Origin of the sequence: Gaiella sp., assembly GCF_035710885.1 — a bacterium.
Taxonomy (GTDB): domain Bacteria; phylum Actinomycetota; class Thermoleophilia; order Gaiellales; family Gaiellaceae; genus Gaiella.
In genome coordinates this window covers 40780-54781 of the sequence record NZ_DASTCS010000040.1, presented here as the reverse complement: position 1 = coordinate 54781, position 14002 = coordinate 40780, and the positions used below count along the sequence as shown (strand labels likewise).

General features: G+C 70.7%; 16 protein-coding genes. 4 read left to right on the top strand and 12 right to left on the bottom strand.

Annotation, left to right across the window (positions count from 1 at the left end; translation table 11 throughout):
• On the top strand, window positions 1-356 hold a 356-nt coding region (locus tag VFO26_RS09535), incomplete at its 5' end, for an AAA family ATPase (RefSeq protein ID WP_325114729.1).
• Between the two features lie 27 nt (window positions 357-383).
• Here the strand turns inward: VFO26_RS09535 and VFO26_RS09530 are convergent.
• From VFO26_RS09530 to VFO26_RS09520, 3 genes are read right to left on the bottom strand one after another with little or no spacing between them, the layout of a single operon-like run.
• Window positions 384-1229, bottom strand: a complete 846-nt coding sequence (locus VFO26_RS09530; RefSeq protein WP_325114728.1) for a xanthine dehydrogenase family protein subunit M — start codon at window positions 1227-1229, stop codon at window positions 384-386.
• Window positions 1226-3580 carry a xanthine dehydrogenase family protein molybdopterin-binding subunit gene (locus VFO26_RS09525; protein WP_325114727.1) on the bottom strand — a complete coding sequence of 785 codons (2355 nt, stop codon included), beginning with the start codon at window positions 3578-3580 and terminating at the stop codon, window positions 1226-1228. Before VFO26_RS09525 ends, VFO26_RS09530 begins: the two co-directional genes overlap by 4 nt.
• Complete coding sequence (locus tag VFO26_RS09520; protein ID WP_325114726.1) at window positions 3577-4029, bottom strand: (2Fe-2S)-binding protein; 453 nt, start codon at window positions 4027-4029, stop codon at window positions 3577-3579. The genes VFO26_RS09525 and VFO26_RS09520 overlap by 4 nt, the downstream gene beginning before the upstream one ends.
• A 103-nt stretch (window positions 4030-4132) precedes the next feature.
• Between VFO26_RS09520 and VFO26_RS09515 the strand changes: the two genes are divergently transcribed.
• Window positions 4133-5056 carry a GNAT family N-acetyltransferase gene (locus VFO26_RS09515; protein ID WP_325114725.1) on the top strand — a complete coding sequence of 308 codons (924 nt, stop codon included), beginning with the start codon at window positions 4133-4135 and terminating at the stop codon, window positions 5054-5056.
• On the opposite strand, the gene VFO26_RS09510 is transcribed toward VFO26_RS09515, so the two are convergent.
• Both VFO26_RS09510 and VFO26_RS09505 read right to left on the bottom strand, forming a co-directional pair.
• Window positions 5016-5657 carry a GNAT family N-acetyltransferase gene (locus VFO26_RS09510; protein ID WP_325114724.1) on the bottom strand — a complete coding sequence of 214 codons (642 nt, stop codon included), beginning with the start codon at window positions 5655-5657 and terminating at the stop codon, window positions 5016-5018. The two genes, VFO26_RS09515 and VFO26_RS09510, sit on opposite strands and share 41 nt — an antisense overlap.
• 19 nt (window positions 5658-5676) lie before the next feature.
• Complete coding sequence (locus VFO26_RS09505; protein ID WP_325114723.1) at window positions 5677-6021, bottom strand: hypothetical protein; 345 nt, start codon at window positions 6019-6021, stop codon at window positions 5677-5679.
• 76 nt (window positions 6022-6097) lie between these two features.
• Here VFO26_RS09505 and VFO26_RS09500 point away from each other — a divergent pair, with 76 nt between their 5' ends.
• Window positions 6098-6733, top strand: a complete 636-nt coding sequence (locus tag VFO26_RS09500) for a PadR family transcriptional regulator (RefSeq protein ID WP_325114722.1) — start codon at window positions 6098-6100, stop codon at window positions 6731-6733.
• Here VFO26_RS09500 and smpB read toward each other — a convergent pair.
• The 7 genes from smpB to VFO26_RS09465 all read right to left on the bottom strand — a co-directional run bounded on the left by smpB (window position 6717) and on the right by VFO26_RS09465 (window position 13303).
• Entirely contained in the window at window positions 6717-7181 is a 465-nt protein-coding gene (smpB, locus tag VFO26_RS09495; protein WP_349259069.1) for an SsrA-binding protein SmpB, read from the bottom strand. The genes VFO26_RS09500 and smpB overlap by 17 nt on opposite strands.
• A 30-nt stretch (window positions 7182-7211) precedes the next feature.
• Window positions 7212-7616, bottom strand: coding sequence for a cyclic nucleotide-binding domain-containing protein (locus VFO26_RS09490; protein ID WP_325114720.1), 405 nt, complete (start codon window positions 7614-7616; stop codon window positions 7212-7214).
• A gap of 51 nt (window positions 7617-7667) precedes the next feature.
• Window positions 7668-9323, bottom strand: a complete 1656-nt coding sequence (locus tag VFO26_RS09485; protein ID WP_325114719.1) for a helicase-related protein — start codon at window positions 9321-9323, stop codon at window positions 7668-7670.
• A gap of 273 nt (window positions 9324-9596) precedes the next feature.
• The gene (ftsX, locus tag VFO26_RS09480; RefSeq protein ID WP_325114718.1) at window positions 9597-10469 is read right to left on the bottom strand and encodes a permease-like cell division protein FtsX; all 873 of its coding nucleotides are present in this window, start codon (window positions 10467-10469) and stop codon (window positions 9597-9599) included.
• Window positions 10466-11251: a cell division ATP-binding protein FtsE gene (ftsE, locus tag VFO26_RS09475; RefSeq protein WP_325114717.1), complete on the bottom strand. Its 786-nt coding sequence runs from the start codon at window positions 11249-11251 to the stop codon at window positions 10466-10468. The genes ftsX and ftsE overlap by 4 nt, the downstream gene beginning before the upstream one ends.
• Window positions 11252-11364: 113 nt before the next feature.
• Window positions 11365-12469, bottom strand: a protein-coding gene (prfB, locus tag VFO26_RS09470; RefSeq protein WP_340368625.1) for a peptide chain release factor 2 whose coding sequence is annotated in 2 segments (ribosomal slippage) — window positions 11365-12387 and window positions 12389-12469 — 1104 coding nt in all. Because the reading frame shifts where the segments join, the coding sequence is not laid out codon by codon here.
• Between the two features lie 51 nt (window positions 12470-12520).
• Window positions 12521-13303, bottom strand: coding sequence for a phosphatase PAP2 family protein (locus tag VFO26_RS09465; protein WP_325114715.1), 783 nt, complete (start codon window positions 13301-13303; stop codon window positions 12521-12523).
• Window positions 13304-13623: 320 nt separating this feature from the next.
• On the opposite strand from VFO26_RS09465, the gene VFO26_RS09460 reads away from it, so the two are divergent.
• Window positions 13624-13953 (top strand): DUF1905 domain-containing protein, encoded by a 330-nt coding sequence (locus VFO26_RS09460; RefSeq protein WP_325114714.1) that lies wholly within the window; start codon window positions 13624-13626, stop codon window positions 13951-13953.
• The last annotated feature ends 49 nt before the right edge of the window (window positions 13954-14002 follow it).

Below are 14002 nucleotides of genomic sequence, written 5' to 3'. Positions count from 1 at the left end.
CGCCGGACATGCTCGGCGAGATCATGCCCCTGCTCGGGATCGTGGGGCTCGACAAGGCGAGGCTCGAGCTCGACGCGACGCTCGTCCCGGAAGAAGTGGCTCGCTACGTCGTGGGCGTTGTCCGCAAGACGCGCGTGATCGACGGAGTGATGCTCGGTGCCAGCTCACGCGCCGCGATCCACCTGATGAGCGCGACGAAGGCGCACGCGCGACTCGAGGGTCGCGAGGCAGCGACGATCGAGGACGCGCGCGAGATGGCGCCGTACGTCCTGACGCACCGCCTGATCATCGAGGACGACGACCTCCGCCCCGAGGACGCGCTGGCCGAAGCGATCGAGTCGCCGATCGGCTTCTAGCGTGGAACGGGCAATGCCCGTCCCGTTCTAATCCGCCATCGCCTGCTCTAGGGCCCTTCTGGCGACGACCTGCGCGAGGTGAGCACGGTACTCCGACGAGGCCGCGAGGTCGCTCGGCGGCTCGGCACCGTCGGTGACCGCGGCGGCCGCATCGCCCACCGACGCTCCGCCCGCCAGCGCATCCTCCGCCGCACGTGCGCGAAGCGGCGTGCCGCCCATGTTGACGAGCCCGATCGACGCGCCCGCCACCGTGCCGTTGTCGCGGTGCACCAGCACCGCGACGCCCACCGTCGCCCAGTCCTGGGCCCGCCGATTCGCTTTCACGTAGGCCCACCCGGTCGACGCGGCGAGCTTCGGGACGCGTACCTCGACGAGCACCTCGTCGGGTGCGAGGGCCGTCTCGAAGACGCCGGTGAAGAACTCCGTCGCCGGGATGACCCGCTCGCCGCCCTTGCCGCGGGCGACGAGCTCGCCACCGAGCGCGAGGACGACCGCCGGCATGTCCGAGGCCGGATCGCCGTGGGAAAGCGTTCCACCGATCGTTCCCCGGTGGCGCACCTGCGGATCCCCGATCTGTGCCGCGGTGTGAGAGACGATCGCGCAGTGCTCGGCGAGGAGCGCATCCTTCGCAACGGTGGCGTGCCGGGTCATCGCCCCGACCGCGATGTGCGTGCCTCCGTCCTTCACGTACGCGAGATCGTCCAGCCGCCCCAGGTCGGCGAGCTTCGCGGGACGCGCGATGCGGAGCTTGAGCGCCGGGATCAGCGACTGGCCGCCCGCGAGCAGCTTCGTGTCGCCCCCACCCGCGGCGAGCAGCTCGATCGCGTGCTCGACGCTTTCGGCGACGTCGTAGTCGAACCGTGCGGGGATCACGCCTTCGCCTCCTGGATCGCACGCCAGACACGCTCGGGTGTGGCCGGCATCTGGATGTCCTTCACGCCGAGGTGCGAGACGGCGTCGAGCACGGCGCCGAGCACCGCCGGTGCCGCCGCGATGGTGCCCGTCTCCCCCACCCCCTTGACGCCGAGCGGGTTGGTCGGGCTCTTGCTCTCCGTGCGATCGAGCTCGTACGACGGCAGCTCGGCCGCGGACGGCACGAGGTAGGAGAGGAGGTTCGCCGAGAGCAGGTTGCCGTCCTCGTCGTACACGCCCTCCTCGTAGAGCGCGGTCGAGATCCCCTGCGTGATCCCGCCGTGCACCTGGCCGTCGACGATGATCGGGTTGACGACCGCGCCGACATCGTCGACCGCGACGTACCGCACGAGCCGCGCGTCGCCGGTCTCGGTGTCGACCTCCACGACGGCGGCGTGGGCGCCGCCGGGCCAGGAGAAGTTCGGAGGGTCGTACGTCGCCGTCCCCTCCAGGCCGGGCTCCATCCCCTCGGGGAGATCGTGCGCCGCCCAGGCGGAGAAGGCGAGCGCCTTGAGCGTGCGCTCCTTGTCGGGGGAGCCCTTCACGGCGAACGAGCCGTTCGCGTACTCGAGGTCGTCGGCCGACACCTCGAGCTCGTGCGCGGCGAGCTGACGCGCCTTCTCGATCACCTTGTCACCCGCGTGCCAGACGGCGACGCCGCCGACGGGCAGGCTCCGACTCCCGTAGCTGTCCAGGCCGAAGTGCGAGACGGCCGTGTCGCCGTGCAGCACCTCCACCTCGTCGACCTCGAGGCCGAGCCGCTCGGCCGCGATCTGCGCCCAGGCCGTCTCGTGCCCCTGGCCGTGGGGGGAGGTGCCGGTGACGACCTGCACCGTACCGGTCGCCAGGAAGCGGACCGTCGCTTGCTCCCAGCCGCCCGCGGCGTACCGGATCGCCCCGAGGATGCGGGACGGCGCGAGCCCGCACATCTCGTTGTACGTCGAGAAGCCCACCCCGATCTGCTTCACCTCGCCGTTCTCGCGCCGCTTCGCCTGGTCCGCGCGGAGCGCGTCGAGATCGAGGAGCTCGAGCAGCTTGTCGAGCGAGGCGTGGTAGTCGCCCGAGTCGATCGTGAGCCCCGAGGCCATGGTGAACGGGAACTCCGTGATGAAGTTCTTGCGGCGAACCTCGAGCCGGTCCATCCCGAGCTCGTCGGCGAGCGCGTTCATCGTCCGCTCGATGACGTAGGTCGCCTCGGGCCGGCCGGCTCCGCGGTACGCGTCGGTCGGCGTCGTGTTCGTGAAGACGCCGGTGAACTCGACGCTGTAGTTCGGGATCGCGTACGGCCCTGAGTAGATCCACGCCCCGAGCAGCGGGATCCCCGGTGTCACGAGCTGCAGGTAGGCGCCCATTGCCGCGGTGACCTTGGCGCGGCAGTGGGTGATCGTCCCGTCCTTGCGCGCGGCCAGCGTGTACTCCGTCACGAAGTCCCGGCCGTGGATCGTCGAGAGGTATCCCTCGGTGCGCTCCTCGACCCACTTCACGGGACGGCCGAGTCGAACCGCGAGCGCGAGGGCGAGCAGCTCCTCGGCGTAGACGTCGCACTTCGAGCCGAAGCCGCCGCCGACGTCGGGCGCGACGACGCGCACCTTCGACTCGTTGAGCCCGAGCGTCGCCGCGGCGAGGAGCCGCAGGATGTGCGGGATCTGCGTCGTGGAGTACAGCGTCAGGTCGCCCGTCGCGCCGGGCACCGCCACGACGGCCCGAGGCTCCATCGCGTTCGGGATCAACCGCGGCTGGTAGTACCGGCAGGTGACGACGACGTCGGCGTCCTCGAGCGCCTCCCCGGTGGCGTCCGTGTCGAGCCGCCACACGTAGCACTCGTTCGTCCCGAGCTCCGGGTGGGCGAGCGGGGATCCTTCGTCGAGCGCCTTGGAGACGTCGACGATCGCGTCGAGCGGCTCCCAGTCGATCTCGACCAGCTCGGCCGCGTCCTGCGCTTCGCCGCGGGACTCTGCGATCACGACCGCGACGCCGTCGCCCTGGTAGCAGGCCACGTCGGTCAGCGGATAGTGCGGCGGGTTCTTCATGTCCTCGGTGACCGGCCACGCGCACGGCATCGCAGCCTTCCAGTCACCCTGCAGGTCCGCTGCGGAAAAGGCCGCCACCACGCCGTCGGCCCCGCGTGCCGCCTCGAGGTCGATGCTCGTGACCCGCGCGTGTGCGTAGGGGCTGCGGACGACGGCCATCGAGACCGTGCCCACGGGGGCCATGTTGTCGACGTAGGTCGCGCGCCCGGTGAGGAGCGGCTCGTCCTCCCGCCGCTTGACCGGAGCGCCGACGTACGCCGTCCTCTCCTCCGTCGCGCTCATGACGCCCTCCCCATTGCGCTCGCAGCGTCCTGCACCGCTGCGACGATGTTGTGGTAGCCGGTGCAACGGCAGAGGTTCCCCTCGAGGCCGATGCGGATCGCCTCCTCGCCCGTGGCCTCGCCGTGCTCGATCAGCGACACGGTCGCCATGACCATCCCCGGCGTGCAGAAGCCGCACTGGAGGGCGTGGCGGTCGTGGAACGCCTGCTGGACGGGGTGGAGCTCACCGTCCCTCGCGAGGCCCTCGATGGTCGTGATCTCCTCCCCCTCCGCCTGCACGCCCAGCACCGTGCAGGACTTCACCGCCGCCCCGTCGACGAGCACGGTGCACGCACCACACGAGGACGTGTCGCAGCCGACGTTGGTGCCCGTCAACCGCAGTCGATCGCGAAGGACGTAGACGAGCAGCTCGCGAGGCTCGAGCTCGAGCTCGTGCCGCGTCCCGTTCACAGTCAGCGCAACGCTTCGCACCTGGCGGCCTCCCTTCGTCCAGTGAGCCTGTGGCCAGCCTACTACGGCTCCACAGCGTGGAACGCTGCCCTAGGCTGCGCCCGTGACCGAGATCCGGGAGATCCACGAGGACGAGCTCGACCGCTGGGTCGAGGCATCGAAGGCCGCGCTCGACGAGGTCGACACGGCGGAGGGATACCTCGACTGGAAGCGCCAGGCGCGCGAGACGATCTGGCTGCTCGCCTCCGAGGCCGGGCGCGACGTCGGCACCGGGATCGGGGTCGGGGGCTGGCATTCGCCCGAGGGCGTGGCGCGGGCAGAGGTGCGAGTGGTCGGCGACGCCCGCGGCCGTGGTCTCGGCTCGGCACTGCTCGCCGAGCTCTCGGCGTGGGCGCGCGGCCTCGGCTACGGGGAGCTGATGGGAGGCGTCAAGGAGGCCGACGCCGAGTCGCTCGCCTGGGCCGGCCGACGAGGGTTCGTAGAGGTCGGGCGCAACTCGATGCTCGTGCTCGATCTCACGGCGATCGAGGCGCCACGGGTCGAGGCCCCCGATGGGATCGAGATCGTCTCGTGGGCACAGCGGCCGGGCGTCGAGCGAGGCATGTACGAGGTCGCTCGTCAGGCGTATCCCGACGTCCCGGGCGAGGAGGAAGCCGAGATCGCCTCCTTCGAGGAGTGGCTCTCGATGGACATGCAGGGCGCGGGCGACCGCCCGGAAGCGACGTTCCTTGCGTTCGCGGAGGGCGAAGTGGTCGCCTACGCGAAGCTGTCGCTCTCCCTCGCGCGCCCGACCGTCGCGATGCACGACATGACGGGCGTGCTGCGCGCCTGGCGCGGCCGCGGGATCGCCCGCGCGCTCAAGGCCGCCGAGATCGCGTGGGCGAAGGAGAGCGGCTACGAGCGTCTGGAGACCCAGAACGAGGAGCGCAACGAGCCGATCCGCCGACTGAACGAGCGCTTCGGGTACGTCGTCACGCCCGGCTCGATCACGGTGCGCGGCGCGATTTGCTTCCCGACGCTCGGCTAGCCGACGGCCCAGAGACGGCGCGAGGTGGTCGGATGGATGCCGGCGCGAGGTCGTAGCGAAACGCGCGGCCGGTCATGTCGTCCGCGTCGTCGGCGGGGAAGATGTCCGCGGCCAGTAGGTCGAACTCGGGGCAGCGGACGAAGCCGAGCCGCTCGTAGAGGCGTACCGCGTCTGTCAACAGCGAGATCGTGTGGATTCCCAGCGTCGGTGCGCCTACCCCTCGCGCTCGCGCCATGCACCGTTCGACGAGCGCCCGCCCGATACCGGCGCCGCGGACACCGGGATCCACGACCAGCGCCCGGAATCCCGCCCAGCCGCTTGGGAGGTTGCTCCAGCCTTCGAGGACGATGTCGGGGTAGAACGCGATCGACCCGACGATGCGCCCCGTCTGCACCGCGACGTAGGTCTCCGCCACATCGAACCTTCCGCGCACGCGCGCAGGGTCGACGAGGTCGGCGAGGTACGCGTCGAGGATCCAATCCGAACGTGACCCCCGATAGACCGCGAGCGCCGGCCCGAAGAGCGCGGCGATGACGTCGAGCTCGTCCGCGCGCGCCCGGCGAATCGCGGGTGTCGGAGGAGGATCCGGATGCCTCGACATCCGGATCCCCCCGTTCCGATCAGGCGCTGCGAAGCCGGCCATCGTGCCGCACGAGCGTGACACATCCGAGCAAGACGCACATCCCGATGGCGCCTGCACCGAGACCCAGCAATGCCGCGCCCCACGCGAAGCCGTCGTCGGGCGACGGCGCCGTCGCATCGGCAGTCGACGCGATCGGGCTCTCCGACGAGCGCACCTCGATGGCGGTGCGGATTGCCGGATCGAGCTGCTGCAGGGCGATCCCGGCGGCGCGGTCGCGAGCCCAGTCGTCGCCGAGCGCAGCCGGCGCCACGCCGAGCGCGAGCGTCGCGAGGAGCGCCACCGTCGCCGTGAGGCTGGTAAGGCGCCGAAGCGAGAGATGCATGTCTCCTCCTCCAATCGCGCGAATACTCCCTATAGGAGTATCCTGATAGGAGTAAGATATACTCCTGTCAGGAGCAATGTCAAGTCGACCTCTCACGACGACCTCGTACGCGATCCTCGGCCTGCTCGCGATCCAGCCCTGGGCGACCTACGACCTCGCCCAGTTGATGAAGCGGTCGCTCCACTTCATCTGGCCTCGGGCCGAGAGCAACCTCTACGCCGAGCCCAAGCGCCTCGTCGAGGACGGCTACGCCTCCGCCACGGCTGAGTGGAACGGCGATCGCAAACGCACCGTCTATGCGATCACGGCGAAGGGGCGCGCGGCGCTTCGTGGTTGGCTCCAGGAGCCCCCGGCGGGGCAACGTCTCGAGTCCGAGGCTGCACTTCGCATCCTGTACGGCAACCTCGGCTCGAAGGCGGACCTGCTAGCGGCGGTTGCCCGCGTCTCGGTCGATGCGGAGGAGACGATCGAGCACTTCCTCCGTCTCGGCGACGAGTACGCAGGAGGGAACGGGCGTTTCCCCGACCGGATTCACGTGAACGCCCTCCTGCTGACGCTCATGCTCGAGCAGGCCCGCGCCGCCGCACGCTGGGCGTCGTGGGCGGCCGCGGAGATCGAGCGCTGGGACGGGACCGAGACACCAGACGTCGAGTGGGCAGCACGAACGATGCGACGCGTCATCGAGGACGAGACGGCTAGCGGCGCGCCTTGAGCGCGCGCTCCATCTGGCGCTGCGCGTCACGCTCGGCGAGGTCGCGGCGCTTGTCGATCCGCTCCTTGCCGCGCGCCACCGCGATCTCGACCTTCACGCGACCGTCCTTGAAGTAGAGCCGCGTGGGGACGAGCGTGAGGCCCTTCTCGCGCACCTTCCCGTAGAGCGAGTCGATCTCGCGCCGATGGAGGAGCAGCTTGCGGTCGCGCTCCGGCCTGTGGTTCGAGATGTTCCCCCGCGCGTACTCCGAGATCGACGCACCGACCAGCCACGCCTCGCCGTCGCGGATCTCCGCGTAGGCCTGCCCCAGCTGGGCACCGCCCTCGCGGAGCGACTTCACCTCGGTCCCCGTCAGCTGGAGACCGGCCTCGATGCGATCGAGGAGATGGTAGTCGTGCCGCGCGCGGCGGTTCTCGGCGATGAGCTTGGAGCCTGACACGCGGCGGATTGTAGGGCGAGACCTGCCGCCCCCCGGAGCCTAGACCGCCGCGCGAGCCTCGGTCAGCCGGCGCGCGAGCTCCCGCAGCATGTGCAGCGCGAAGCTGGGCTCGGTCTCGACCAGCGCGAGGAAGTCCGCGCGGGGGATCGAGAGGCACCGCACGGGTGTCGTCGCCCGCACGCGGGCGACCCGCGCGCCGTCGTCCACCAGGAGGGCGAGCTCGCCGAAGAAGTCCCCCGGCCCGAGCTCGAGGCTGCCCGACCGGAGCTCGACCGAGACGGTGCCGTCGCAGAGGATGAACATCCCTGCTCCGGGGTCGTCCTGCAGGGCGAGCACCTGGCCCTCCTCGGCCTCCAGCTCCGCGGCGCGCGTGAGGAGGCGCGCGAGGCCCGTCTCGCTCACTCCGGCGAGCGGGGGGAGTCGGCGCAGCTCATCGACGTCCATGCCCAAGGTCATATCAGGCGCGCGCGCGGGGGTGGTGCCCCAGCCGCGGGCCTACCGCCGGCCCGACCGCGCGCACCTGTCGCAGAGGGGATACCAGGGCGGGCACGTCCGGCCGCACGAGCGGCAGCGCCCGAGCTTGCCGTCGCGCACCTCGACCGACAGGCGCCTGACGACGCGCTCCGCGGCCGCCTGCTCCAGCGCGGCCGCCCGCTCCATCGTCACGCCGCCGACGCCCAGGTACTGGAGCGCGAACCACCGGAGGATGGCGGCGACCCGTCCCGCCTCCTCCGCCTCCTCGAGGGAGGCGTCGCGAAGCCGCGAGGTGTCGAGCAGGAACTGCAGCAGAGGGCGCTGCGCACGATCCCCGGCGACCGCGAGCGCCAGCACGCCCAGCAGCTCTGCGCCGTCGGGATCGATCGGCGCATTGACGAGCTGCCACGTCTCGTCGAGGCCGAGGCGCCTGCCCCGGCTCCGCAGATGGCGCTCCACCACGGCCAGGCGTCCGCGGATGGGCTGGAGCGACTCGACCGCGAGCCAGCTCTCGTGGGCCCACTGACGCGTCGCGACGCGATGCCAGGCTGCGAGGGCGGCGTCGAGGTCGCGCGGGTCGTCGATTCCCAGATCTCCGAGGCGCGGCCCGATCCGCGCCTCGTCCACGATCCTGTAGCCGCGGTACCCCTCGGGGAGCTGGACGTGCGGCTCGAGCGCCGACTCGACGAGCTCGGGGTCGGCGCTCGCCCACGGCACGCCGACGAGCACGCCGACGTGCCCGCGCTCGACCAGCCCGAACCGGCCGGCCCGGCCGGCGATCTGGGCGAGCTCCCAGGGCAGCAGGTTGCGCCGCGCCTCGCCGTCGAACTTCGTCGTCTCCGCGAACAGCAGCGTCTCGCACGGAAGGTTGACGCCGTGCCCGAGGACGTCCGTCGCCACGCACACGTCCGCGGCGCCCGAGAGGAAGCGGTCGATCTCCTCGCGGCGCGACGCGAGGGGCATCGCGCCGTAGAGCACGGCCACCTTGTCCGGGTGCAGCCGATTGATCTCGCCCGCGAGCGCGAGCACCGCCTTGCGGCTGAAGGCGACCACGACGGTGCCCACCGCGAGCCCGCGTAGCTGTCTCGCACCGACGAACTCCAGCGGCAGCTTGCGCTCGTGCACGCGGAGCTCCGCGTGGGGAAACGCCCGCCGGACGAGCGGCAGCGCGTCGAGCGCGCCGAGCAGCCGCACGTGGCGGTACTCCCCGGCGAGCAGCAGCTGCGTCCAGGCCGCGCCCCGCTCCTCGTCGTCCGCCCACTGCACCTCGTCGAGCACGAGCACCTCACCCGAGCCGGGAGCCATCTCGACCGTGCAGCAGAGGATGGGCGCGTGCTCGTTGACTCGCTCCTCACCGGTGACGAGCCCGACGCGGCCCTCCCCGAGCTGGGCCGATAGACGTCGGTGCGCCTCCTGCGCCAGCATCCGCAACGGCCCCGCGTAGACCCCGCGGCCGCTCTCGGCGAGGAACCCGAGCGCGTCATGGGTCTTACCCGAGTTCGTTGGGCCGAGGTGCGCGACGACGCTCTCCGGCGGCGTGCGCCGCTCGGGCAGGCGGATCTCGATCCGGTCCTCGGCGCGCTTCACTGCGGCGCGCTTGTAGGCGCCGGTGGCGCGGGCGTGGCGCGCCGAGCGGGAAGGGCGCCTCGGCGGGCGGGAGCGGCGGCTGCGCGGCATCGGGCAACGGTAGCCGCGCCGTCGGTGCGCCCCCAGGCGTGGTCCGAGCCGGATCGTGCCAGGCACGTAGCCACGTCCGACACGGCCGCGTCCGATCAGGCCAAGTCGGACCGCCGAGAACGTCGCAATTTGCGCTCCTCGAGCGCGGGTTGACGCCGAAGCGGGGCGAGGAGCGTGCCAGGCACGTAGACACGTCCGCACCGGACACGGCTCGGAGAGCGGTGCCGACGCCAGGAAGGCCCAATCGCCCTGGCCGAGCCGGCCGTGTGGTGGTCAGACCTTGAGGTACCGGCGCAACGTCAGCCCCGAGCCGAGGGCGCCGACGACGAGCCCCACGCAGAGCAGGATCAGCGCGATCAGGCCGAAGCCGAGCGCACGCACGTCGTCGGAGGAGTCGATGTGACCCAGGATCGAGGGCAGGGCCACTTCTTTGCCGACGAGGAGCAGTACCACGGCGGCGAGCGCACCCAACAGCCCGCACAGGAGGCCCTCGACCATGAACGGCCCGCGGACGAACCAGTTCGTCGCCCCGACGAGCTTCATCACCTCGATCTCGCGGCGGCGGGAGAAGATCGAGAGCCGGATGGTGTTCGCGATCAGGAGGACGGAGGCCGCCAGCAGGACGATCACCGCGACGAGGAACACCACCTCGATCACCCGTGCGACCTGGAGGATCCGCTTCGAGGTCTGCTGCCCGTCCTTCACGCGCTCGACGCCCGCGAACTCCTGCGCGCGGAGCGCGGCAGAGAGCTCCTTCACCGCCTCCGCCCGCCTCGGCGTGATCTCGTACGACGCGGGGAGCGGGTTGGTGGGGAGATTCTCGGTGAGCTCCGGGTACTTCTTCCGCATGCGCTCGAGAGCCTCCGCCCGCGAGACGAACTGGTAGTCCTTGATCCGCTCGTCGGTGCGGAGGAACGATCCGACCGCGTTCACCTGCTTGGGCGTGACGCCCTCCACGAAGAAGACCTTCACCTCGAGCTGGTCCTTGACGTGCTCGGACCACGAGACGACCCACGAGCCCAGGGCGATCAGCAGGCCGAGCAGGAACATCCCGATCAGCACGGTCATCGTCGCGGCGAACGACGTCGAGATGTTGGAGCCGATGGAGCGGAACGCCTCCGAGACGACGAGCTTGAAGCGGCTCATTCCGTCTCGTACCCGCCGCGGCGCTCGTCGCGGACGACCTTCCCGTCGTCGAGCGCGATCACGCGCTTGCGCATCTTGTCGACCATCTCGCGGTCATGGGTGACCATCAGGATCGTCGTGCCGGCGGTGTTGATCCTGTGCAGGAGCTGCATGATCCCCACCGACGTGTCGGGGTCGAGGTTCCCGGTCGGCTCGTCGCAGATCAGGAGCGGCGGGTGGTTCACCACCGCCCGCGCGATCGAGACGCGCTGCTGCTCCCCGCCCGAGAGCTCGTCGGGCCGCGACCCGGCCTTGTGGGCGAGGCCGACGAGCGCGAGCACCTCCGGAACCTTGCGCCGGATCGACGTCGACGACTCGCCCTGGACACGCAGCGCGTAGGCGACGTTCTCGAATGCGGAGCGGTCGCGCAGCAGCTTGAAGTCCTGGAACACGCAGCCGACGTTGCGGCGCAGGAGCGGCACCTTCGAGCGCTTCAGGCGGGTGAGGTCGCGCCCCCCGACCATGATGCGGCCCGACGTGGGCTCGAGCTCCTTCAGGAGGAGCCGGATGATGGTCGACTTGCCCGAGCCCGAGGGGCCCACGACGAACACGAAATCGCCCTTTTCGATCACGAACGAGGCGCGATCGAGGGCGAGGACATCCGGGTCGTAGACCTTCCGGACGTCCTCGAAGACGATCATCGCCGCGGAGGCGGCCTGCTTCGAGCCGTTGTCGGTCGAAGCGTCCGGGCCTTCCAGGAGCGCGGCGGCGGAATCAGATGCTGATGTGAGGAGATCGTCCATGCACCGGGCGAGAGCGTTCTACGCGGCAGTGACCCCCGTGGCCGCTCCGGTTCAGGTTCGCTCGATTGTAGCCGAGTCCTGCGACGGATCAGCCCGAGATCGCCGTCGGACGGCTAGGCCCTGCCAGTCGCGCGAGCGAGGAGATAGGCCTGCACGAAGCCGTCGAGCGCGCCGTCGAGGACGCCCTGCGCGTTGCCGACCTCGTGGTCGGTGCGGTGATCCTTGACCATCTGATACGGATGGAGGACGTAAGAGCGGATCTGGCTGCCGAAGCCGACGTCGACCTTGCTCCCCCGCTCCTTCGCGAGCTCCGCCTCCCGCGCTTCCTCGGCGAGCTCCGCGAGCCGCGAGCGCAGGATGCGCATCGCAGTCTGCTTGTTGGACGTCTGGGACCGCTCGTTCTGGCACTGCACGACGATGCCGGTCGGGAGGTGCGTGATCCGTACCGCCGAGTCCGTCTTGTTGACGTGCTGTCCTCCCGCCCCGCTCGCGCGGTAGGTGTCGATCCTCAGGTCGCCCTCGTCGATCTCGACCTCCTCGCTTTCGGGCAGGAGCGGCGCGACCACCACCTGTGCGAACGCCGTATGGCGCCGGTGTGCGGAGTCGAACGGGGAGAGGCGAACGAGCCGATGGACGCCGCGCTCCGCCTTGAACAGCCCGTAGGCGTTTTCACCGCGAACGGTGAACGTCGCCGACTTGAGCCCCGCCTCCTCCCCGGGGCTCGCTTCCACGAGCTCGGCCTGGAAGCCGCGGTCGGCGGTCCAGCGCAGGTACATGCGGAGAAGCATCTCCGCCCAGTCCTGCGCGTCCGTGCCGCCCGTGCCGGCGGTGATCGTGACGACCGCGTCTCCCGGGTCGTACTCGCCGTTGAACAGCGCCTCCTCCTGCAGCCGGGCGAGCTCGTCGCGCACCGGTGCGACCTGCTCCGCGACCTCGGCCTCGAGTTCCGGGTCCAGCTCGAGCAGCTCCGCGGCCTCGTCGACCTCCCGGCGGAGCGCCTCGTACCGCTCGAGCTTGCGCGTCGTGCGTGCGTGCTCGGTCGAGATGCGGGCGGCCTGCGCCTGGTCGTCCCAGAAGCTCGGCGAGCCCATCGTCTCCTCGAGCTCCGCCAGTCGGCGCGTCAACGCATCGGGGTCAAAGGTAGTCACGGACCCAGGCAAGCTGGGTCCCGAGCTCCTCGAGCTGGTCGGCGACGGGCCTGTCGTCCGTGACTGCCATGCCGGCGATCGTACCGGCTGGCGTCGAGACGGTCCGGGCCGCGCCCCGGGCTCAGCTCCTCAGGCGTCGGGCGAGGCGCACGAGCAGGATGCACGTCACGAGCCACGCGAAGCCGAGGCACGCGCCGGCGAGCACGTCGGAGAGGTAGTGCACGTTCAAGACCACCCGGCTCGCGCCGATAGCCGCGCCGAGCGCGAACCCTGCCACGACCGCGGCGATTCGGGCAGCTCTGGTCCGTGCGTAGATCGACGCGAGCAGCCCGAGGAGCCCGAAGACGGCGATGCCCGTCGCCGCGTGGCCGCTCGGGAACGAGAACGACGAGGGGAGGTCGATCGCGCTCCCGACGTCGGGGCGCGGGCGGTCGTAGCCCTCCTTGCCCGTCATCACGAGCAGCTGAATCCCGCCTGCTGCGACGAGGAGGATCAGCGCCTGGGCGCGGGAGCTGCGGACGAGAAGCCAGGTTGCCGCGGCCACGACCACCGCGGTGGCGCCCACGAGGCCACCGACCCAGGTGAACGGCCGCGCGAGCCACTCGGCCCAGCTCGGCATCGAGCCCGCGACCCAGGTCGCAATGTCGACGTCGACCTCGGCGAGCCGTCCGTTGTGCACCACGTCTGCTGCAATGCCGGCATACAGGCCGAGCGACGCTGAGAGGAGCGCGAGCAGGAGCCAGGTCGGCCCGCCCAGCTGTGTCCCAGGCTCCTCCCCGGCGGCTCGACCGCGGTCGTCAGTGGCGGGCGCGGGGGCGGCGGGAGCTACGGTGACGGCGGCGAAGGCGGTTCCGTCGGTGGCCCCACGTTCCCCCAGGGGGGCGGATGGCCCCCCTGAAGTCACGGTATCCACGATCTCGTCACGCGTGTGTGCCGGAATCGTGCCGTGTTTTCGCGCAGGTTCCGGCCCGGTCGCGGGCCGCTCCGACGTACGGCCAGGCTCGTCGCCCGGGAACGCCGATGAGATCCGCCGCCGACGGGGGTCCGATCCCACACGTGACCACTAGCTGATCGATGCCATGAGATCGTCCTCACCGGGAGCTGCCCAGACGCGCCAGGCCACGCAGCCGAACGCGCGAGATCGTGGCATCGATCATCGAGACCAAAGCGCCCCGAATCGCGATGCGCGGACACGTGGTCGCCGACGCTCGAAAGGAGACGAACATGGCTACCCAGACGCCTCCGGATCAGGCTCGAACACCGTTGAGGAAGCGGTTCACGGCAACCCTGGTGAAGAGCCCGGGCAAGGCCGGCTGGACGTACGTCGTGATGCCCGATTCCGTCGAGTTCTTCGGCACGCGGGGGCTCGTGAAGGTCGCCGGCACGGTCGACGGCCATCCGTTTCGCAGCGCCTTCATGGCGATGGGGGACGGGACCCACATGCTTCCGCTGAAAGCAGACACCCGTCGCGCGATCGGGAAAGAGGCCGGGGACACGGTCGACGTGCACCTGGAGGAGCGGCTGAGCCGAGGAGAAGCGCGTCGTCCGGCGTGAGAGCAGGTGTCCGGCTGAAGCAGACACCGCGGCCGCGCACCCATCGCCA

What these genes read in the sequence shown, in the direction of transcription:
- VFO26_RS09525 (WP_325114727.1), bottom strand. Translation starts at nt 3,580, where the DNA reads ATGAGCGCGACGGAGGAGAGGACGGCGTACGTCGGCGCTCCGGTCAAG.
- VFO26_RS09490 (WP_325114720.1), bottom strand. Translation starts at nt 7,616, where the DNA reads ATGGACGTCGATGAGCTGCGCCGACTCCCCCCGCTCGCCGGAGTGAGC.
- ftsE (WP_325114717.1), bottom strand. Translation starts at nt 11,251, where the DNA reads ATGGACGATCTCCTCACATCAGCATCTGATTCCGCCGCCGCGCTCCTG.
- ftsX (WP_325114718.1), bottom strand. Translation starts at nt 10,469, where the DNA reads ATGAGCCGCTTCAAGCTCGTCGTCTCGGAGGCGTTCCGCTCCATCGGC.
- VFO26_RS09505 (WP_325114723.1), bottom strand. Translation starts at nt 6,021, where the DNA reads ATGCATCTCTCGCTTCGGCGCCTTACCAGCCTCACGGCGACGGTGGCG.
- VFO26_RS09500 (WP_325114722.1), top strand. Translation starts at nt 6,098, where the DNA reads ATGTCAAGTCGACCTCTCACGACGACCTCGTACGCGATCCTCGGCCTG.
- VFO26_RS09485 (WP_325114719.1), bottom strand. Translation starts at nt 9,323, where the DNA reads ATGCCGCGCAGCCGCCGCTCCCGCCCGCCGAGGCGCCCTTCCCGCTCG.
- VFO26_RS09510 (WP_325114724.1), bottom strand. Translation starts at nt 5,657, where the DNA reads ATGTCGAGGCATCCGGATCCTCCTCCGACACCCGCGATTCGCCGGGCG.
- VFO26_RS09460 (WP_325114714.1), top strand. Translation starts at nt 13,624, where the DNA reads ATGGCTACCCAGACGCCTCCGGATCAGGCTCGAACACCGTTGAGGAAG.